This window comes from Tahibacter aquaticus (assembly GCF_004363655.1).
In the GTDB taxonomy this organism is placed as follows: Bacteria; Pseudomonadota; Gammaproteobacteria; order Xanthomonadales; family Rhodanobacteraceae; genus Tahibacter; species Tahibacter aquaticus.
In genome coordinates, this window is sequence record NZ_SNZH01000006.1 from 224,139 (window position 1) to 244,082 (window position 19,944).

17 protein-coding genes are annotated in these 19,944 nt (G+C 65.6%); 8 read left to right on the forward strand and 9 right to left on the reverse strand.

Features of this window, described 5'->3' with window-relative positions; translation table 11 throughout:
- The first annotated feature begins 30 nt into the window (after positions 1-30).
- Complete coding sequence (locus DFR29_RS11630) at positions 31-309, forward strand: hypothetical protein (RefSeq protein ID WP_133818767.1); 279 nt, start codon at positions 31-33, stop codon at positions 307-309.
- A 685-nt stretch (positions 310-994) separates the two neighbouring features.
- Here DFR29_RS11630 and DFR29_RS11635 read toward each other — a convergent pair.
- Entirely contained in the window at positions 995-1,531 is a 537-nt protein-coding gene (locus tag DFR29_RS11635; RefSeq protein WP_133818768.1) for a hypothetical protein, read from the reverse strand.
- Positions 1,532-2,346: 815 nt separating this feature from the next.
- On the opposite strand from DFR29_RS11635, the gene DFR29_RS11640 reads away from it, so the two are divergent.
- The 5 genes from DFR29_RS11640 (at position 2,347) to DFR29_RS11660 (ending at position 8,440) form a co-directional block, all read left to right on the forward strand.
- Complete coding sequence (locus DFR29_RS11640; protein WP_133818769.1) at positions 2,347-2,628, forward strand: hypothetical protein; 282 nt, start codon at positions 2,347-2,349, stop codon at positions 2,626-2,628.
- A gap of 85 nt (positions 2,629-2,713) precedes the next feature.
- Entirely contained in the window at positions 2,714-4,237 is a 1,524-nt protein-coding gene (locus DFR29_RS11645) for a hypothetical protein (protein WP_133818770.1), read from the forward strand.
- Positions 4,238-4,441: 204 nt separating this feature from the next.
- Positions 4,442-5,959, forward strand: coding sequence for a hypothetical protein (locus DFR29_RS11650; RefSeq protein WP_133818771.1), 1,518 nt, complete (start codon positions 4,442-4,444; stop codon positions 5,957-5,959).
- Positions 5,960-6,591: 632 nt separating this feature from the next.
- Entirely contained in the window at positions 6,592-6,846 is a 255-nt protein-coding gene (locus tag DFR29_RS11655; RefSeq protein ID WP_133818772.1) for a hypothetical protein, read from the forward strand.
- A gap of 85 nt (positions 6,847-6,931) precedes the next feature.
- Positions 6,932-8,440: a hypothetical protein gene (locus DFR29_RS11660; RefSeq protein WP_133818773.1), complete on the forward strand. Its 1,509-nt coding sequence runs from the start codon at positions 6,932-6,934 to the stop codon at positions 8,438-8,440.
- A gap of 280 nt (positions 8,441-8,720) precedes the next feature.
- Here DFR29_RS11660 and DFR29_RS11665 read toward each other — a convergent pair whose 3' ends face one another.
- Positions 8,721-11,711, reverse strand: coding sequence for an ExeM/NucH family extracellular endonuclease (locus tag DFR29_RS11665; RefSeq protein WP_133818774.1), 2,991 nt, complete (start codon positions 11,709-11,711; stop codon positions 8,721-8,723).
- A 157-nt stretch (positions 11,712-11,868) separates the two neighbouring features.
- Entirely contained in the window at positions 11,869-12,348 is a 480-nt protein-coding gene (locus tag DFR29_RS11670; RefSeq protein WP_133818775.1) for a peroxiredoxin, read from the reverse strand.
- A 143-nt stretch (positions 12,349-12,491) separates the two neighbouring features.
- Here DFR29_RS11670 and DFR29_RS11675 point away from each other — a divergent pair, with 143 nt between their 5' ends.
- Entirely contained in the window at positions 12,492-12,935 is a 444-nt protein-coding gene (locus DFR29_RS11675; RefSeq protein WP_133818776.1) for an Hsp20/alpha crystallin family protein, read from the forward strand.
- Positions 12,936-13,081: 146 nt separating this feature from the next.
- A complete protein-coding gene (locus DFR29_RS11680; RefSeq protein ID WP_133818777.1) occupies positions 13,082-13,951 on the forward strand; it encodes a DnaJ C-terminal domain-containing protein in 870 nt (289 codons plus the stop codon).
- Positions 13,952-14,076: 125 nt separating this feature from the next.
- Here DFR29_RS11680 and DFR29_RS11685 read toward each other — a convergent pair whose 3' ends face one another.
- The 6 genes from DFR29_RS11685 to odhB all read right to left on the reverse strand — a co-directional run bounded on the left by DFR29_RS11685 (position 14,077) and on the right by odhB (position 19,940).
- On the reverse strand, positions 14,077-14,442 hold the full coding sequence (locus DFR29_RS11685) for a response regulator (protein WP_133818778.1): 366 nt from the start codon (positions 14,440-14,442) through the stop codon (positions 14,077-14,079).
- A 138-nt stretch (positions 14,443-14,580) separates the two neighbouring features.
- Positions 14,581-15,579, reverse strand: coding sequence for a YhdH/YhfP family quinone oxidoreductase (locus tag DFR29_RS11690; protein WP_243746023.1), 999 nt, complete (start codon positions 15,577-15,579; stop codon positions 14,581-14,583).
- Between the two features lie 18 nt (positions 15,580-15,597).
- Positions 15,598-16,467 (reverse strand): class I SAM-dependent methyltransferase, encoded by an 870-nt coding sequence (locus DFR29_RS11695; protein WP_133818779.1) that lies wholly within the window; start codon positions 16,465-16,467, stop codon positions 15,598-15,600.
- Between the two features lie 389 nt (positions 16,468-16,856).
- Entirely contained in the window at positions 16,857-18,284 is a 1,428-nt protein-coding gene (gene lpdA, locus DFR29_RS11700; RefSeq protein WP_133818780.1) for a dihydrolipoyl dehydrogenase, read from the reverse strand.
- A 19-nt stretch (positions 18,285-18,303) separates the two neighbouring features.
- Positions 18,304-18,696: a hypothetical protein gene (locus DFR29_RS11705; protein ID WP_133818781.1), complete on the reverse strand. Its 393-nt coding sequence runs from the start codon at positions 18,694-18,696 to the stop codon at positions 18,304-18,306.
- Positions 18,696-19,940: a 2-oxoglutarate dehydrogenase complex dihydrolipoyllysine-residue succinyltransferase gene (gene odhB / locus DFR29_RS11710; RefSeq protein ID WP_133818782.1), complete on the reverse strand. Its 1,245-nt coding sequence runs from the start codon at positions 19,938-19,940 to the stop codon at positions 18,696-18,698. The genes DFR29_RS11705 and odhB overlap by 1 nt, the downstream gene beginning before the upstream one ends.
- Between the last annotated feature and the right edge of the window lie 4 nt (positions 19,941-19,944).

A 19,944-nucleotide genomic window follows, 5' to 3' on the forward strand; every position in this document is an offset into this window, starting at 1 on the left:
CGTTGTTCCCTTCTCCGGGAGGTGCGCGCCATGACCCGCCAAGGTTCGTTTTTCCCCCTGCGTCGCGATGTGTCATCGGCCGAGCCGGTGATGTTTGCGTATGTGCTGGATACGCCGGCGCAGCGCGAGGCGTTGTACGAGGAAATCCTTGATCGCATCGCGGCTATCCAGGCCATCAGCGAGACGGTGGCGCTGGCGCAGCTGGAAGCGCCGGATGCGCGCTCGCATGGCGGCATTCTGGATGCGTTGGCGATTCTTTCGCGCGATGTGCGCGGGCTGGTGGAAGCCTGTATCCATCCGGGGCCGTGAGTCCCCTTGCCGGGGCGGTGCTGCGCCGCTCCGGCTTTTGTCACGGCGCGCGCATGCTGCGGCAAACACCATCCCCATCCCGGCCTGTCCGGCCCGTCGGGCGTTCAGAGTGATCAGAACCTGTGGTTCTGAGCGATCACTCTTCACCCCCTTGAAGGGGAAGGAGAAATGCAAACCAGTCCCAGCGGGGTGGGCGGAATGCCCCACTTTTGACGAGAAAAGCAGTCCGGTCCCACCGGGGTCGGAAAGACTTCTGACCGGGTCGTTGCGACTTTTTTGTCCAACGGAAGCGGTTTCTACTACCCCGGAGCGGCTTTCGACCGGCTCGTTGCGACTTTTTTGTCCAACGGAAGCGGTTTTTACTACCCCGGAGCGACTTTCGACCGGGTCGTTGCGACTTTTTTGTTCAACGGAGGCGGTTTCTACTACCCCGGAACGACTTTCGACGGGGTCGTTGCGACTTTTTTGTTCAACCGAAGCGCTTTCTACTGCTCCGGAGCGGCTTTCGACCGGGTCGTTGCGACTTTTTTCCCTTCCGGAAGCGGTTTCCACTACGCCGGAGCGACTTTCGACCGGGTAGCCGCTGTTCGCCGCGGGTGGCGACCGGGGTAGGGCGCCAACCGCAGGGTGCTGGACTGCCGGCGATGCCCGCCGCGCCACAACCGGCGCGACGGGCACGGTTGCGTTACGTATTGTCGTCGTCGGTCTCAGGCGTGTCCTTCTCCTTGGCCGAGCCGGTTTTCTTGCCCTTGGCGGCGGCCGCTTCTTCGGTCGGTTTGCGGCGCTTCTTGGCGAAGCGTACGGACAGTTCCTTGCGCAGGCTGTCCAGGCCCTGGCCCAGGCCGGCTTTGTCCATGATGCCGTAGCCGGCCAGGCACAGCATGTAGACGTCGCTGCCCAGGGCGGCGTGGGTATCGCTGCCGCGTTCGGCCAGGCGTTCCAGCCGCTCCAGCCGCGGTATCAGCTGGTTGAGTGCGAGCAGGTCGTTGCGCGCTTCGGCCACGTCGAGCACGGGCGGAATCAGGTTGGCGTTCTGTTCCATCATGCGCAGGGTTTTTTCGCAGAAGGGCTGCGTGATGTCGCCCATGCGGTTGATGCTGCGGCGTTCGGCGGGTGTCAGTGCGATGAAATTGGCGAAGACGGTTTCGAGCTGGTCGATGGCGGCGTCGGCGGCGGCCAGCTGTTCGTCGGTGTAGCTGATGGAGACGAGATTCTGCGTCACGGCATACTCCAGGCGAGTCAAAGAAAGTTCCATTTTTTGAGCAATCGCCCCTGACGACTGCGTGTGCAAGAAATCCACAAGGGATTTCTTGCACACGTTGTAAACTTTATGCAGTCGCTGCAAACATACGCAATTCAACGGTACGCAGGTGTTCAATTCTGCTTTTGCATAAGCCATCCCTGGGCGTAGCGAAGCCAACGGATCGCCGCTTCGGAACGCTGCAGTGCCGTGGCGGCGACGGCGGTCCAGGTGCGGCACGCGGGGGCTATCCCCGCCGCGGCAGCCGCTGCAAACAGCGGCAGCCGTACGGTGCGAGGAGAATGACTTGAGCGGTGTTGCAGGGCGGCCCCGGCATCGCTGATGCCGCACGGCGGCAGTGCTGGCGGCCGATGCGCCGCCGCCGCGCGAAACGGCGGGTAGCACGATGGGGCAACGCGGGCTTGGGGGGAAACGCGGTGCGCTGCGTCTACCGCAAGTGGATACGCAATCGGGGTGGGGGCATCGTCAGTATCGAGCCGATCCCGGTGGCCGGGCGTGCCGACGAACTGCCGCAGGGAGAATCTGCAGCGCCGCCTGCAGGACGGTCGCCACAACGCGATGGCCTGCAACGGAGATCGACAACGCGGTGCGGCGTTTTCCATAAAGTCAAAAAAATTCGCCGGTCGCGACGCTCTGGCCGGGTATCGCCAAAAACCCGAAGCGGTGGGGAAGGATTCGTGTGCGCCACGGATGCGGCCTGCTGTTGCCTGGAATCTGCTGCTGCTGTGTGGATGGTGTCTGCTGCTCCGATGGGTCTAGCTGAAGGAACTGGCGTCATGTATCGCATCCCTGATATGCCCCGAGTCATGAATACCGGCCACCGGCCGTGCCTGCAGCGCGTGGCGGCTTATCGCCGCCTGGGCTATCGCGTCGCCGTCGAAGGAACGTCGGCCACGCCGTTGCGCTGGACGGTATTCCGCCCCGGGCTACGCACCGTATCCGCGTCGGGCATCGTTGCCACGCGCGAAGCCGCGATCGACGCGGCGAATGGGTGGATCCGCCAGGACGTCGAGACGAAGCGGGCGGCTGCAGCGGCCCGGGTATTCGCCTCGCACTGAACGTGGTCACGCGTCACACCGGCCGGCAGCGCGTTGCCGCTACGCCTGCGAATGCCGGTTCATTCCTTGTCTGTTGGAGTTTGCGATGAAAAGAAATGTACTCAACGCCGCGATTGCCGCGGGTCTGTTTGCGGTCGCCGGTACGGGCGGTAGCGCGAAGGCGGTCGAGCTGAGCCCCGACGGCACCGGCCAGGTGCTGATCTATCCCTATTACACGGTCAACCGGCAGCAGACGACCCTCATCACGGTGGTCAACGGGACCAATGTCGCGAAGGCGGTGCGGGTGCGTTTCCTCGAGGGCTATAACGCGCGCGAGGTGCTGGACTTCAACCTGTTCCTGTCGGAGTACGACGTCTGGACGGCCACCGTATTCGCGCTGACCGACGCCGGGCAGGCGGGCGATGGCGCCGCCGTCACCACGACCGACCGTAGCTGTACCGCTCCACACAAGGACGTGTGGAGCGGAGCGCTCGGTACCGGCCGTCCGTACCAGGAGTTCCTGTCGTTCGGATATATCGGCCCGCATCAGGACACCGGGCCGACGGGCATCGCACGGACGCGCGAAGGCTATGTCGAGATCGTGCAGATGGCCGACCTCAGCGGAGCGCTGAGCACGGCAGTGACGCACGCCAGTGGGACTCCGCGCAATTGCGGCGCCGTGCAGACCATCGATCCGGCCAACCCCCAGCTTCTGCCGCCGACCGGCGGACTGTTCGGCGCGGGTGGCATCGTCAATGTCGCACAGGGAACGTTCTATACCTACAACGCCGATGCGATCGGCGGCTTCAGCAAGGCCGTGCTGTATGAGGACCCCGCGGCGCCCACTTCCACGCCGTCGCTGGCGCAGGCGAACACGGCGCCCGGCGTGGCAACGGCCTATGTATTCGATGCGGCCGGCGAGCAGTTCCGCTCGGACTACCCGGTCTCGGGCCAGCCCAGCCGGGCGATCGATGCGGTTTCCGCGGTGTTCATGGCGTCTACCCTGCTCAACGAATACAACGTCGATTCGGCTGTCGGATCGAATACCGACTGGGTCGTGACGTTTCCGACCAAGCGCTTCTATGTCGATCCGGAAATCCTGGGCGTGGCGCTGGGCAGTGCCGGTGCCCTGCCGCCGTTCACTTTCACGTTCGGCCAGCCGTCCACGGTCAACGGATTCTCGGTCAACGGCGACGGGCGGTCCTGCAGCCAGGTTGCGTTTTTGCCGTTCGATCGCGAATCAGGCCGTCCGACCGGTAATCCTCCCGGTTTTCCGGGTACGCCGACACCGATTCCCGTGCTGTGCACTTCGGTCAATGTCATCAGCATGGGCAACAGTTCAACGCCGCCGGTCGAATCGGCGGTGCTGGGGTCCCGGCTGCATACCAACCTGCGACCGTTCAGCAGCAGTGGCTGGCTGCGCCTCACGCTGGAGACAACGGCGCAGCCGCATGCACTGCGCGCGTCGAGCGACGGCGACGTGTACAGCGGCTTGCCGGCAACCGGGTTCCAGGCGGTGAACTACGTCAACGCCAATTTGACGCCGGGCGTATTGTCGAACTACAGCGGAGCGTTCCGGCATCGCGCGGTGAGGGCCTGCGCGAATGCGGTTTCGGGCAGCTGTCCTTGATGGCTGCGGTATCCACTTTGTACTGAGCGAAACGCCGCTGCCGCCGTCGTAGCGAAACGGCACTGCCGGATGGCTGGCGTTGCGGGAAATCGCGCGGGCCGGTTTTCGCCTTGCACTGAGCGTGGTCACGCGTCACAACGACCGGCAGCACGTCGCCGCCACGCCTGGGAATGCTGGTTCATTCCTTGCCTGTTGGAGTTTGCGATGAAAAGAAATGTACTCAACGCCGCGATGGCGGCGTGTGTGATGGCGGTCGCCGGCACGGGCGGCAGCGCGAAGGCGGTCGAGCTGAGCGCCGATGGTATCGGCCAGGTGCTGATCTATCCCTATTACACGGTCAACCGGCAGCAGCAGACCCTCATCACGGTGGTCAATGGGACCAGCGTCGCGAAGGCGGTGCGGGTGCGTTTCCTCGAGGGCTATAACGCGCGCGAGGTGCTGGACTTCAACCTGTTCCTGTCGGAGTACGACGTCTGGACGGCCACCGTATTCGCGCTGACCGACGCCGGGCGGGCGGGCGATGGCGCCGCCATCTTCACGACCGATCGTAGCTGTACCGCTCCGGACAAGGCCGAGTGGTCCGGCTCGCTCGGTACCGGCCGTCCATTCCAGGAATTCCTGCCGGTCGCGTATACCGGCCCGCATCAGGACACCGGGCCGACGGGTATCGCGCGGACACGCGAAGGCCATGTCGAGATACTGCAGATGGCCGACCTCAGCGGAGCGCTGCGCACGGCAGTGACGCACACCGCTGGGGTTCCGCCGAATTGCAACGCCGTCCAATCGATCGACCCGGCCGATACCGATCTGCTGCCGCCGACCGGTGGACTGTTCGGCGCGGGTGGCATCGTCAATGTCGCAGAGGGAACTTTCTTTTCCTACAACGCCGATGCGATCGGCGGCTTCAGCAAGGTCGTGCTGTATTCGGACCACACAGAGCCCGCCCCGTCGCTGGCGCAGGCGAACACGGCGCCCGGCGTGGCAACGGCCTATGTATTCGATGCGGCCGGCGAGCAGTTCCGCTCGGACTACCCGACCTCGGGCCAGCCCAGCCGGGCGATCGATGCGGTTTCCGCGGTGTTCATGGCGTCTACCCTGCTCAACGAATACAACGTCGATTCGGCTGTCGGATCGAATACCGACTGGGTTGTGACGTTTCCGACCAAGCGCTTCTATGTCGATCCGGAAATTCTGGGACTGCCGCTGGGCAGTGCCGGTGCCCTGCCGCCGTTCAATTTCACGTTCGGCCAGCCGTCCACGGTCAACGGATTCTCGGTCAACGGCGACGGGCGGTCCTGCAGCCAGGTCGCGTTTCTGCGGTTGGATCGCGAATCAGGCCGTCCGACCGGTAATCCTCCCGGTTTTCCGGGTACGCCGACACCGATTCCCGTGCTGTGTACGTCGGTCAACGTCATCAGCATGGTGAGCAGTTCCGCACCGCCGGTCGAATCCGCGGTGCTGGGGTCCCGGCTGCATACCAACCTGAAACCGTTCGACCAAGGTGGCTGGCTGCGCCTCACGCTGGAGACGACGACGCAGCGGCATGCACTGCGTGAGTCGAGCGACGGCGACGTGTACAGCGGCTTGCCGGCAACCGGCTTCCAGGCGGTGAACTACGTCAATGCCCATTTTGCGCCAGGCGTGTTGTCGAACTACAGCGGGGCGTTCCGGCATCGCGCGGTGAGGGCTTGCGCGAATGCGGTTTCGGGCAGCTGTCCTTGATGGCTGCGGCATCCACGTTGCCGCTTCGGAACGCTGCTGTGCAGTGGCGGCGACAGCCGCTCAGGTGCTGCACCCGGGTCCCTGCTTAGCCGGAGCGGCAGCTGCAAATACGCTCGCGTACGGTGCGAGGAGACGGCCCTGCGCGGCGTTGGAGGGCGGACTCGGCATCGCTGACGTTGCACGGCGGCAGCGCGAAAAGACAGGTTGCACGATGTGGCAAAAAGGCTTGGGGGGAAACGCGGGTGGCTACGTCTATCGCAACAGAATACGTCATCGAGGCGGGGGCATCGTCAGTGTCGACGCGATCCCGCTGGCCGGGCATGCCGACGAACGACGGCATGGCCAATCCGCAGCGGCGCACGCAGGACGGTCACCGCCACGCGATAGCTTGCAAATAATACAAATAACGTAATGCAGCGTTTTCCATAAAGCATCTGTTTTCTGATCGCGACGCCCCGGGTGGGTGTCGCCAAAAACCCGAAGCGGTTGGGAAGGATTCGTGCGCGCCACGGATACGGCGTGCTGTTGCCTGGAATCTGCTGCTGCTGTGCTGAGGGTGTCTGCTGCTCCGATGGGTCTGGCCGAAGGAACTGGCGTCATGTATCGCATCCCCGATAGGCCCCGAGTGTTGAATGCCGGCCGCCGGCCGCGGGCCACGCCTGCGGTGCGTGGCCGCTTGTCGCCGCGCGGGCTATCGCGTCGCCGTCGAAGCAACGCCGGCCACGCCGTTGCGCTGGACGGTATTCCGCCCCGGGCTGCGCACCGTATTCGCGCCGGGCATCGGTGCCACGCGCGAAGCCGCGATCGACGCGGCGAATGGGGGGATCCGGCAGCACATCGAGACGACGCGGATGGCCGCAGCGACTCGGATATTCGCCTCGCACTGAGCGTGGTCACGCGTCACACCGACCGGCAGCACGTCGCAGCCACGCCTGCGAATGCCGGTTCATTCCTTGCCTGTTGGAGTTTGCGATGAAAAGAAATGTACTCAACGCCGCGATTGCGGCGGGTCTGTTTGCGGTCGCCGGCATGGGCGGCAGCGCGAAGGCGGTCGAGCTGAGCCCCGACGGTGCCGGCCAGGTGCTGATCTACCCCTATTACACGGTCAACCGGGAGCAGCAGACCATCGTCACGGTGGTCAACGGGACCAATGTCGCGAAGGCGGTGCGGGTGCGTTTCCTCGAGGGTTACAACGCGCGCGAGGTGCTGGACTTCAACCTGTTCCTGTCGGAGTACGACGTCTGGACGGCCACCGTATTCGCGCTGACCGACGCCGGGCTGGCGGGCGATGGCGCCGCCGTCACCACGACCGACCGTAGCTGTACCGCTCCGGACAAGGCCGCGTGGAGCGGCTCGCTCGGTACCGGCCGTTACTACCAGGACTTCCTGTCGTTCGCGTATACCGGCCCGCATCAGGACACCGGGCCGACGGACATCGCACGCACGCGCGAAGGCTATGTCGAGATTGTGCAAATGGCCGATCTCGGTGGCGCGCTGCGCACGGCAGTGACGCACACCGCTGGGGTGCCGGCGAATTGCAGCGTCGTGCAGACCATCGATCCGGCCAACCCCGAGCTTCTGCCGCCGACCGGCGGGCTGTTCGGCGCGGGTGGTATCGTCAATGTCGCATTAGGTACTTTCTATACCTACAACGCCGATGCGATCAGCGACTTCAGCAAGGTCGTGCTGTATGCGGACCCCGCGGCGCCCACTTCCACGCCCTCGCTGGCGCAGGCGAACACGGCGCCCGGCGTGGCAACGGCTTATGTGTTCAATGCGGACGGCGCGCAGTTCCGCTCGGATTACCCGGCCTCGCGCCGGCCCAGCCAGGCGATCGATGCGGTATCCGCGGTGTTCATGGCGTCCACCTTGCTCAACGAATACAACGTCGATCCGTTGGTCGGATCGAATACCGACTGGGTTGTGACGTTTCCGACCAAGCGTTTCTATGTCGATCCGGAAATTCTGGGCGTGCCGCTGGGCAGTGCCGGTGCCCTGCCGCCGTTCACTTTCACGTTCGGCCAGTCGTCCGCGGCTAACGGCGACGGGCGGTCCTGCAGCCAGGTTGCGTTGCTGCCGTTCGATCGCGAATCAGGCCGTCCGACCGGTAGTCTTCCCGGTTTTCCTCTGCCGACACTGACTCCCGTGCTCTGCACGTCGGTCAACGTGATCAGCATGCGCAACAGTGCCACGCCGCTGGTCGAATCGGCGGTGCTGGGATCCCGGCTGCATACCAACCTGCGACCGTACAGCGCAGGTGGCTGGCTGCGCCTCACGCTGGACACGGCCGCGCAGCCGCATGCGCTGCGCGCGTCGAGCGACGGCGATGTCTACAACGGCTTGCCGGCAACCGGGTTCCAGGCGGTGAATTACGTCTCTGAGAATATCGTGCCGGGCCTGTTGTCGAACCACGGCGGGGCGTTCCGGCATCGCGCGGTGCGGGCCTGCCGGAATGCGGTGTCGGGCGGCAACTGTCTTTGACGGCTGCGGCATCCACGTTGCACGAAACGCCGCTGCCGCCGTCGTAGCGAAACGGCACGGCCGGATGGGCGGGTGTGGCGGAGAAATCGCGCGGGCCGGTGACGGCCCGCGCGGTGTCGCGTTCGGCAAATGCCGAGCCCATCGGAATTGGTTTTTTAGCTGCCGCTCACTCGACGCAACAACGTAGCCGGACCCTCGCGATGCAAGGGTCCGGCGGGGGGGGGGGGGCCATTCCGCAGCGCGGTACGCGGGCCGCCTACGCGCTAGCGGCGGTGGGCGCTTACTCGAAACCGTCCTGGAAGATGACGCCGTCGTCGAACAGGCCGACCAGTACCGGGTCGTGGTCCGAGGCGCGGTAGGGGCTGGCCGCTTCGAACAGGCTGCGCGGCGGTGTCAGGCTGGCGCCGTTGGGCTCTTCTTCGTAGGCGGCTTCGCCGGTGTCCTTGATGTCGTCGCTGTAGTCCAGCTGCGGCAGTTCGTCGGCATTGATGTGCCAGGGCGCGACGGCTATCACCTGGGGCGACAGGCTGGCGCTGGCCAGGGCGTAGTCGAGGTGGCCGAGCTGGCCGTCGAACAGGTAGGAATAGGCGCCGCTGCCGCCCAGGGTGGCGAGCAGGTCGGTGTAGCCGCCGGCGGCGAGCGTGCTGATGGCGCTTTCCTTGGCATAGGCGTTGTAGTCGCCCAGCAGCAGCACGTCGGCGTCGTTCGCTGCGGGCAGTACCGTGCTGCCGATCCAGCTCAGCAGGCGCGCGGCCTGTTGCTGGCGCCGGCTGGCATAGCAGGCCTGGCCGTCGCCACTGTCGGCATCGGCACCGCTGGCGCCGGAACAGCTCTTCGACTTGAAGTGGTTGACCACGGCGCTGAAGCGCTGGCCGAAGGCCGGGTTGGTGGCATCGACGACGTCGAAGGTCTGTGCCAGCGGCGGGCGGTTGTGGATGCTGTTGCTGTCGCTCAGCGCCGCGCCGACGGTGGCCAGTACGCCGCTGCGGTAGATCAGCGCGACGCGGATCGCATCGCTGCCCAGTGCGGCGGCAGGGCCGGCGGCCTGGTACGGGTGCGCGCCGCCGCAGCGGTCGTTGACCGCGCCGAGCAGGTCGGTTAGCGGTGTGGAGGTTGCGGCATTTTCCAGTTCTACCAGGCCGACCAGGTCGGCATTCAGGCCGCACAGCACGAGGGCGGTGCGCTCGCGCTGGCGCGCGAGTTCGGCGTTGCTGTCGGCACCGCGGCAGTCTTGGCTGCTGCTGGGGCCGCAGGGGCCGGACGAGCTGCTGGACGTGGTGTCGATGCTGGTGAAGTAGTTGAGCAGGTTGACGCCGGCGGCCTTGATCGCACCGGCCACGGCGGGCGCCTGCACCGGCCGCTCGTTGACCGGCGTGAACACGATGGGGTTGGCCTGGGTGGGACGGATGCGCCAGGCGTCGGTGCCGGTGCTGCCGGCGAACGACCAGTGCAGCACGCCGGTCAGGTTGTCGACGCGGTCGCCGCCGCGGAAGAAATCGCTGCCGTGGCTGCCGACGGAGAAACCGCCGTTGGTCTGCGGGTAGTACAGGTATTGCTGGCCTTCGGCCACGGTCAGCGGCCAGTTTTCCGTGTTGTTCTCGTCGTCGAGAATCACGCGCCGGCGCGACAGTGCTTCCAGGTGCGCGGCATAGCCGGCATTGCCCGGTGCGTTGTCTTCGGTGAACTGGCGCGGACGGCCACCCTGGTACAGCTCGATCTGGCCGTAGCGCGCCAGTTCGAAATACTCGGCCACGCTGAGTGCATCGGCGAAGCGCACGAGCATGCCTTCGCGGGCTTCGTAGTAGGCATCGACGCTGCCGGCGATCGGCAGGCTCACACTGGCCGGCGTCACCTGGGCGAGGTTGTTGCCCGCGTTGGTGACAACGACGCTGCCGGCGCTGCTGGCGGTGATCTCGGTCAGGCCGAAGAACTCGGTCACGTTGCCGGTGGCGCGCACACGCTGGCCTTCGCTCACGCTGGTGGCGCAGGGCAGGCAGTACACAAAGATACCTTCCGAGGTGGCCGGGTCGGCATCGGCATCGGCGTCTTCTTCCTGCAGGAAGAAACCGGACAGCTGGTCGGCGCGCTGGAAGCTGGCGGTGACGATGCCTTCGAGCGTGACCGTGACGCCGGCACCGATCGGCGTGCTGCTGCCGTTGCCTTGCACGTCATGGATCTTCGCCAGCGGCAGGGCATCGTCGTTGACGAGGGTGCCCACGCCTTCGCCATCGGCGATCACCGCGTTGACCGCATTGCTCAGCAGTACGCGCAGCGTTTCGTTGGGCTCTGCCGTGGTATCGCCGTTGATGCTGACGGTAAAGGTATAGCTGCTGCTGCCGGCGGGAATGAGCTGGCCGCTCAGCGACTGCGCGGTGTAGTCCGACGGGGCCGTGGCGGTGCCGTCGGCGGTGGCGATGGCGAAGCTGACGCCGCCGGCCGGTGCGGGTTGCGACAGGCTGACGGTGAAGTTCAGGGTGCTGCTGCCGCTGTTGCCTTCGTCGATGCTGGCGTCGTTGATGCTCAGCGTGGTCTGCTGCGGGCCGCTGCCGTGCGGCGTGACCGAGACGTCGTCGATGGCCAGGCCGTGGTCGGCGCCGGCGTTGTCCGGATCGGACCAGCGCAGCATGATTTCGCTGCCGTTGGGCAGGCTGATGCCACTCAGGGTGAAGCTGCGTGCGCTGCGGTTGGCGGCGAGGTTGCCGTTCAAGGCACCGGCGGTGCCGGCTGTGACCGGGCTGCTGAAATCCAGGCCGGCGACGGCGGTGCCGGCGCTCTGGAATTCGCTCAGCGTGCCGGTGACGGCAGTGCCGATCAGGTACGAGAACGCCACCGTCTGCGCGGCTGCGGCGCTGTTGCGCCACTGCTCGCCGACGTAGGCGATATCCAGCGAGGTGATGGTGCTGCCGGTGGTGTTCTTCAGGCGCACGCCCCAGAACAGGTTGCCGACGGCGGCATTGCCGGAGCCGACCGAGCCCAGCGCGCGTTCGCTCGCGCCGCTGCTGCCGTAGCTGTAGAGGTTGCCGGCGTTGCTGGCGCCGGTGTCGGCGACCAGGTTGCTGCCGCTGCCGGTGCGCGCGTGGTACCAGCCGGGCAGGCTGGTGTTGTTGCTCCAGACGGCCGTGCCGCTGGCCGGCAGGCTGTCGAAATTTTGCGTATACGGCGTATCGAGCGTGCTCAGCGACACCTGTGCCTGGACGGCGGGTGCGAGCAGCGCGAGCGCGACGGCAAGCCAGGTGGCCTGGCGCCGCAGCGAATGCGGTCGAGTGTTCATGGAAGAAATCCCCTGCAAGATTGACGACGGACAATGGCGTCCGTCGAACAACCAGGAGGGCTTATTCGCGCAGTCGACGAGCGCCGCGGCGACAATGCCGCAGCGCTGCGACAGCGCGGTTACATCCGCTTGCGCATCGCGTGACGTGGGTGCCTGGTCAGCCGATGGTGTCGAGAATCGCCTGCGCGCTGGATACCTTGAATTCGCCCGGCGCTTCCACGTTCAGCGCCTTGACCACGCCGTCTTCCGCATACAGCGCGAAGCGCTTGGAACGCAGGCCCATGCCGAACGCGCTGGCGTCCATTTCCAGGCCGAGTGCGCGGGCGAGGTTGGCGTTGCCGTCGGCCAGCATGATCAGTTCGTCGGGGACGTTCTGGTCTTTGGACCAGGCTTTCATCACGTAGGCGTCGTTGACCGCCATGCAGGCGACGTCGATGCCGCGCTGCTGGAATTCGGCGAATTTTTCCACATATCCCGGAAGGTGCTTGGCCGAGCAGGTTGGCGTGAATGCGCCGGGTACGGAGAACAGCACCACTTTGCGGCCGGCGAAGATTTCGTCGGTGGTGATGGCCTGTACGCCGTCCTTGAGGACGTTGAGGGTGACGGAAGGGATGGATGCGCCGACGTCGATGGGCATGTGCTGTCTCGGTTCTGGGAAGGGAGGAAACGCGATCATAGCCTGTGCCGCCCGTGCGCAGCGGCCCTTGAAACCCGATTCGGCGCGCCTATGTTCCGACCCATGGCGCGATCGCCGCGCCGCCACCATTTCGAGGAGTGAGCATGAGCATTTCGCGTCAGTACCCCTGGACTGTCCCGTCGGGTTTCCAGGACGAGATCAAGCACGCGTTCGAGCGTCTGTTCCGCACCGACGAGTCGGACCAGTCCAACGTCGTCACCAGCCAGTGGGCGCCGCGCGTGGACATCAAGGAAGAAGACAAGCGTTTTGTCATTCTTGCCGATGTTCCCGGGGTCGATCCGAACGAGATCGAGATCCATATGGACAAAGGGATTTTGTCGATCAAGGGCGAACGCAAGAAGGACGTCGGCGAAGGCAAGCTGAGCCGCGTCGAGCGCCAGCACGGCGGCTTCTATCGCCGCTTCGCGCTGCCGGACAGCGCCGATGCGGAAGGTATTACCGCCAGCGGCAAGAACGGCGTGCTGGAAGTTTCCATTCCCAAGCGCCCGGAAACCTCGCCGCGCCGCATCGCCATCAACGCAAACTGACCGCTACGCTGCATCGGAAGTAACCCACAGCCCGTGGCGGAGCAATCCGCCGCGGGTCTGTTCGTTTCGCGGCCGGACGATTACTGTTGCCGGGCTCGCCGCAGGCCAACTGCTGCGGCTTTCGAGAATCCGCAAGGTGGAAATGCATGCAGTTCAAGGACTACTACGACACCTTGGGCGTAAAGCCCGAGGCCAGCGAAGCCGAGCTGAAGAGCGCTTTTCGCAAGCTCGCGCGCAAATATCATCCGGATGTGAGCAAGGAAGCCGGCGCCGAAGATAAATTCAAGGCGGTCAACGAGGCCTATGAAGCCCTGCGCGATCCGGAAAAACGGCGCGAATACGACGCGCTGCGCGCACGCGGCTACAAACCGGGCGACGAATTCCAGCCCACGCCGGATTTCGGCGGCTTCGGCGGTTTCAACAGCGGAGGCGGTGGCGGCAACAGCGAAGGGTTCAGCGATTTCTTCGAATCGCTGTTCGGCCGCAGCGGCGCCCGCGCCAATACCGGTCCGCGCCGTGGCCAGGATCTGCGCGCGCATGCGGCGATCGATCTGGAAACTGCGTTCACCGGCGGCACGCAGCGGCTGGAACTGAATGGCGAACGCCTGGACGTGACGATTCCGGCCGGCATCCTGCCGGGCCAGACGATTCGTCTGCGCGGCAAGGGCCATCCGGGCCGCGCCGGCGCGGCGGCCGGCGACGTGCTGCTGGAGATACAGCTGCGTCCGCACCCGCGTTTCCAGCTCGACGGCCGCGACGTGACGGTGAAGCTGCCGATCACGCCCTGGGATGCGGCGCTGGGCGCCACGCTGAAAGTGCCGACGCTGGCGGGCGAAGTGGATCTGAAGATTCCGGCGGGCTCGGATACGGGCCGCAAGATGCGCCTGAAGGGCCGTGGCATGCCGGGCAGCGAAACCGGCGACCAGTACGTCGTGCTCGACGTGCGCGTGCCGGCAGCGCAGTCCGACGAGCAGCGCGCGGCCTACGAACAGTTGCGCGAGGCGTTCGGGGGCTGAGGCGTGATCGCATTGCGTAGGGTGGGATGAGCCAACGGCGAATTCCACCCTACGAAAAAGTTGCCTTTCGCAGAACGAAAAAGGGAGCCTCTCGGCTCCCTTTTTTTTTCCCGTGTGCCGCGCTGTTACTTCGGCAGCAGGTCGTTGATGACCTTCGTCAGTTCGGCTTCGTTGATCGGCTTGGTGACATAGGCCTTGGCACCCTGGCGCATGCCCCAGACCTTGTCGGTTTCCTGGTCCTTGGTGGTGACCAGGATGATCGGAATATGGCTGGTCTTGGCTTCGCGCGAGATCGTGCGGGTGGCCTGGAAACCGTTCAAGTTCGGCATCACCACGTCCATCAGGATCAGGTCGGGGATTTCGCGCTTGGCGACTTCGACGCCGGCGGCGCCGTCTTCGGCCGTAATGATTTCGTGACCCATTTTCTCGACGATGCGCTTGAGACCCAGTAGCTGGGACTGGGAATCGTCGACGATCAGAATTCGCGCCATGATTGCTCTATCACCCCTGTAGGCCGTACGACGGCCGGCACATTCTACCGGTGAGCCCAGGCTTGGCAACTGCCGCGCCGGGCTCGCTTTGTCCGCAAGGATTGTGCATCCGCCGGGCTGGTCGGCGGGCCACGCAATTCAGGCCATGTTTACCAGAGTTCGGCCGAGCGAGCCACCAGCGAGCATGGTGTCGAACACGCCGCTCAGCTGATCCAGGCCCACTTCGCGCGTACAGATGGCATCGAGCTGCGACGGCTTCCATTCGCCCGCGAGGCGTTCCCAGACGCGTTCGCGCGTCGCGCGCGCGGTGCCCGAGGAGGCAATGCCCAGCAGGCTTACGCCGCGGATGATGAAGGGCATGACCGTGGTGGCGAGATCGTGGCCGCCGGCCAGGCCGCAGCTGGCGATGTTGCCGTAGGGATGGATGACGCGGGTCAGCCCGGCCAGCATCTCGCTGCCGACATTGTCGATGGCACCGGCCCAGCGGCTGGTTTCCAGCGGGCGCTGGCCCCAGTACAGCTCGTGGCGCGAGATGCATTGCTTGGCGCCCAGCGACATCAGCCAGTCGAACTGCTCGATTTTGCCGGTGATTGCATGCGCCTCGTAGCCGGCCTGGGTGAGGATGGCCAGGGCGAGCGAACCGACGCCGCCGGAGGCGCCGGTGACGACGATGGGGCCCTGGTCGGGGTGCTGTTCGTTCTGCTCCATGCGATACAGCGACAGTGCCGCGGTGAAGCCGGCGGTGCCGAGGATCATGCTTTCGCGCAAGGTGAGCCCTGCGGGCAGCGGTACGGTCCATTGCGCCGGCAGCCGCACGTATTCGCTATAGCCGCCGTCGCGCGTCTCGCTCAACCCCGAGCCGGTGCACAGCACCGCATCGCCTTCCTTGAAGCCGGGGTCGCTCGATGCGACCACATAGCCGGCCACGTCGATGCCGCCGTTCATCGGGTACTGGCGCAGGATCTTGCCCTTGCCGGTGCCGGCCAGCGCGTCCTTGTAGTTGACGCTGGAATAGGCGGACTTGATCACCACTTCGCCGGGCGACAGATCGTCGAGCGACACGGTTTCCAGGCCGGCGCGATAGCCCTTGGCGTCGTTGTGGATGCGCAGGGCGCGGAAGGATTCGATGCTGCTCATGCGCAAGCCTCCGGGTTTTCAGGATTCGGTGTGATCGGATTGCAGCAATACGATGCCCGACATGCGCCGGCCTGCCTCGCGCTTGCGCGCCGGCTGCAACCAGCTCAGCAGGCGCCACAGCCAGGCTTGGGCGGGCTTGCGGTCCAGGCGCCAGGCTTCGTCCCAGGTGGAGCGGAATTCCGCCTCGCTCCAGCCGAACGGCGCAAAGAATGCCGTGCCCTCGCGCGGCCCGAACTGGAACGGTGCATTGCCTTGCTGCAGTGTGCGGCCCCAGTCCCTGGCGACAAAGCGCAGCAGCGCGGGCGAGGCCAGGTCGCTGAGCCACCAGCGTGCCTGCGCTACGTCATGCAGGTCGCGGGCGAGGTCGGCCACTTGCCCGGCTTCGAGGTAGATCAGCAGGCCTTCGGTGATGACCAGGGTAGGGCCGAGCGGCGCGGCGCGTTCGAATACCGCGCGGCGCTGTGCGGCGTCGCGCAGGTCGGCGGCGATGAATTCCAGCTCGCAGCGCGGCGTTTCCGCGCTCATGTGGCTGCGGAAATACGCCACCATTTCCGGCATGTCGACGTGCAGCCAGTTCAGCTCGCGCGGCAGGTCCAGGCGATAAGGCCGCGCATCCAGGCCAGCGGCGAGATTGAGCACGGTCTTGACGCCCTGCTGCACGCAGCGCAGCACGATCTCGTCCATCACGGCCACGCGCACCACCAGCGGCCAGGCCATGGAGCGGCCCTTGGGCATGGCCTTGACGATGGCCTCGCCGCGTTCGCCGCCGAGGCGGCGCGCATAGGGATCGTGGAACAGCGCGTCCGGCCGTTCGCTTTCCATGGCGCGGTAGACCGCCACCCATAGCGCGGTATCGGAGACGTTGCGGATCGGGTTGGCTTCGCTCATGGCACGTCTCCACGGGGGACGCGGACTCCATCCCCACCCAACCCTCCGGCCCCTCGGGCGTTCAGGACGATGGGAACCTTCGGTTCCAGCCGTCGTCCTTCACCCCCTTGAAGGGGAGGGCTTGTTATCGCCAAATTCCGCCAATCGCCCTGTTCTATGCACGATTCGCACGAGGTGCTGAAACCCTCCCCTTCACGGGGAGGGCAGGGTGGGGATGGTGTCTGTCGCAGACCTGGGCCGGCATAGCGTCAATCGTTGACCGCAGCTGCCAGCTACTCTCTCTGTCGTTGATTGATTCACGTACAAAACAAAGCAAAAAGCCGGGGAAGCATCCGGGCTGAGTAGAGGCAGGGCAAATGCCGAAGTCCGCGCACGGCCCCACATCGCACTCAGTTGGCCTTGTGGATCGCCCGCTTGTCCACCGCCAGCGCAGCTTCGTGCACGGCCTCGGACAGGGTCGGATGGGCGTGGCAGATGCGTGCCAGGTCTTCCGCCGAGCCCTTGAACTCCATCGCGACCACGGCTTCGTGGATCATTTCGGAGACGCAGGCGCCGACCATGTGCACGCCGAGCAGGCGGTCGGTGTCCGCATGCGCGATCACCTTGACCATGCCGGCGGTCTCGTTCATCGCCACGGCGCGGCCGATGGCCGCGAACGGGAACGAACCGGTGCGATAGGGCACGCCTTCGGCCTTGAGCTGTTCTTCGGTCTTGCCGACCCAGGCGATTTCCGGCTCGGTGTAGATGACCCAGGGCACGGTGTCGAGATTGACGTGACCGGCGCGGCCGGCGATCAGCTCGGCCACGGCGATGCCTTCCTCGGAACCCTTGTGCGCCAGCATCGGCCCGCGCACGCAGTCGCCGACCGCCCAGACGCCGTCGACGCCGGTGTGGCAATGCTCGTCCACGACCACGCGGCCACGCTCGTCGAGCTGCACGCCGGTGCCTTCGGCCAGCAGGCCGTTGGTGGCGGCGCGGCGGCCGACGGCGACCAGCAGCTTGTCCACCACCAGGGCTTGCTCGCCCTTGGCGTCGGTATAGACCAGGTGCACTTCATTGCCCTTGATCTCGGCCTTGGCCAGCTTGGCACCGAGGCGGATGTCCAGGCCCTGTTTCTTGAATTCGCGCGCGGCGGCCTTGGAGATGTCGGCATCGGCGGCACCGAGGAAGTCGGGCATGGCTTCGAGGATGGTCACCTCGGCGCCCAGGCGCTTCCACACGCTGCCCAGTTCCAGCCCGATCACGCCGGCGCCGATCACGCCGAGGCGCTTGGGCGTGGCATCGAAGTCGAGTGCGCCGGCATTGTCCACAATGTTCTTGTTATCGAATTTCGCAAACGGCAGTTCGATCGGCACCGAGCCGGCGGCGATGATGACGTTGGTGCCGCTGATTTCCGACACGCTGCCGTCGAGTGCCTTGATGGACACGACGCGGCCTGGCTTCAAGGTGGCGAAGCCGGCGATCGGCGTGACCTTGTTGGCCTTGAACAGCATGGTGATGCCGCCGGTGAACTGTTTGACGATCTTGTCCTTGCGCCCGACCATGGCGCCGACGTCGATGCTCGGATTCGCCGCGGTGATGCCGTGGATGGCGAAGTTGTGGGTCAGGTTGTGGAACTGCTTGGACGAATCGAGCAGTGCCTTGGACGGAATGCAGCCGACGTTGAGGCAGGTGCCGCCGAGGGCCGGCTTGCCGTCCTTGCCGATGAAGGCGTCGACGCAGGCGGTCTTCAGGCCCAGCTGTGCGGCGCGGATCGCAGCCACGTAGCCGGCCGGGCCGGCGCCGATGACAACGACGTCATAGTGTTGTTCGCTCATCTGTTGTTCCTAGATAGGTTCAGTCGGCCGCTGCCGGCGGCGGCAGCGTCGCGGCGATCTTCTGGATGTAGTCGCCGTGCGTCTCAAACAAGGCCTTGGCCTTTTCCAGCGCGGCCAGGCAGCGTTCGCTGCCGGGGTTGTGGTCGACCGTGGCGGGCGACTCGGGCTTGAGCTCGTAGTAGGCCATCACGCGGTGCATGGCGACGGCGCTGGGCGAGTCCTTCAGTGCCTCGTAGGCGGTGCTGAAGGGCGCGTGCTCGTGATCGCAGTTGCCGATGTCGATATCGGAGATCGCGGTGAACTCGGCGAGGATCTGCACCAGGCGCGCACGCACGGCCGGATCGGGCGCCGCCGTGACGGCGCCCGCGGCAACGGCCAGCACAGCGGCAAGCAGCAGGCTGGCCGGTTTCATCACAGGCCCAGCAGCATCTTGGCCGGGTTTTCCAGCTGGTTCTTGATATCGACCAGGAACAGCACCGCGTCCTTGCCGTCGATGATGCGGTGATCGTAGGACAGCGCCACGTACATCATCGGCGCGGCCACGACCTGGCCGTTCTCGACGATGGCGCGGTCCTTGATCGCATGCATGCCGAGGATGGCGCTCTGCGGCGGATTGACGATGGGCGTGGAGAACAGCGAACCGAAGGTGCCGCCGTTGGTGATGGTGAAGGTGCCGCCGGCCAGGTCGTCCAGGGTCAGGCCGCCTTCGCGCGCCTTCTTGGCGTAGGTCGCGATCTGCTTTTCCACGTCGGCGAAGCTCATGTTCTGCGCATCGCGCAGCACCGGCGTGACCAGGCCCTTCTCGGTGGACACGGCGACGGAGATGTCCTGGTAGCCGTGGTAGATCACCTCGTTGCCGTCGACCGAGGCATTCACGATCGGGTGGCGCTTGAGCGCTTCGCAGGCGGCCTTGACGAAGAAGCTCATGAAGCCGAGCTTGATGCCGTGCGTCTTCTCGAACTGTTCCACCAGTTCCTTGCGCATGGCCATGACCTTGCCCAGGTTGATCTCGTTGAACGAGGTCAGCATGGCGATGGAGTTCTTCGACTGCATCAGGCGTTCGGCGATCTTGGCGCGCATGCGCGTCATCGGCACGCGCTCTTCCGGACGCGAACCCGGCGTCGGCTTGGCCGCGGCGGGAGCGGGCGCGCTCGCCGCTGCGGCGGGAGCGGCGGCGGGAGCCGCGGCCTGGCCGCCGGAGCGCATGAAGTTGACCAGGTCTTCCTTGGTCACGCGGCTGTCGCGGCCGGAGCCGGCGACGGCGGCCGGATCGATCGCATTCTCGGTCGCGACGCGGCGGCCGGCCGGCGACAGGTCTTCGACCTTGCCGGCGGCGGGTGCCGCGGCGGCCGGTGCGGCGGCCTTGGGCGCTTCGGCCTTCGGTGCTGCGGCGGCAGGAGCGGCCGCGGCGGCGGTGGCGCCTTCCTCGATGACGGCGATGATTTCCTGGCTATTGACGGTTTCGCCGGTCTGGCGGCGGATTTCCTTCAGCACGCCGTCGGCCGGGGCCGGCACTTCCAGCACGACCTTGTCGGTTTCCAGATCGACCAGGTTCTCGTCGCGCTTGACTGCCTCGCCGGCCTTCTTGTGCCAGGTCGCGATGATCGCGTCGGAAACGGATTCGGGCAGAACCGGGACTTTGACTTCGATGGTCATACTT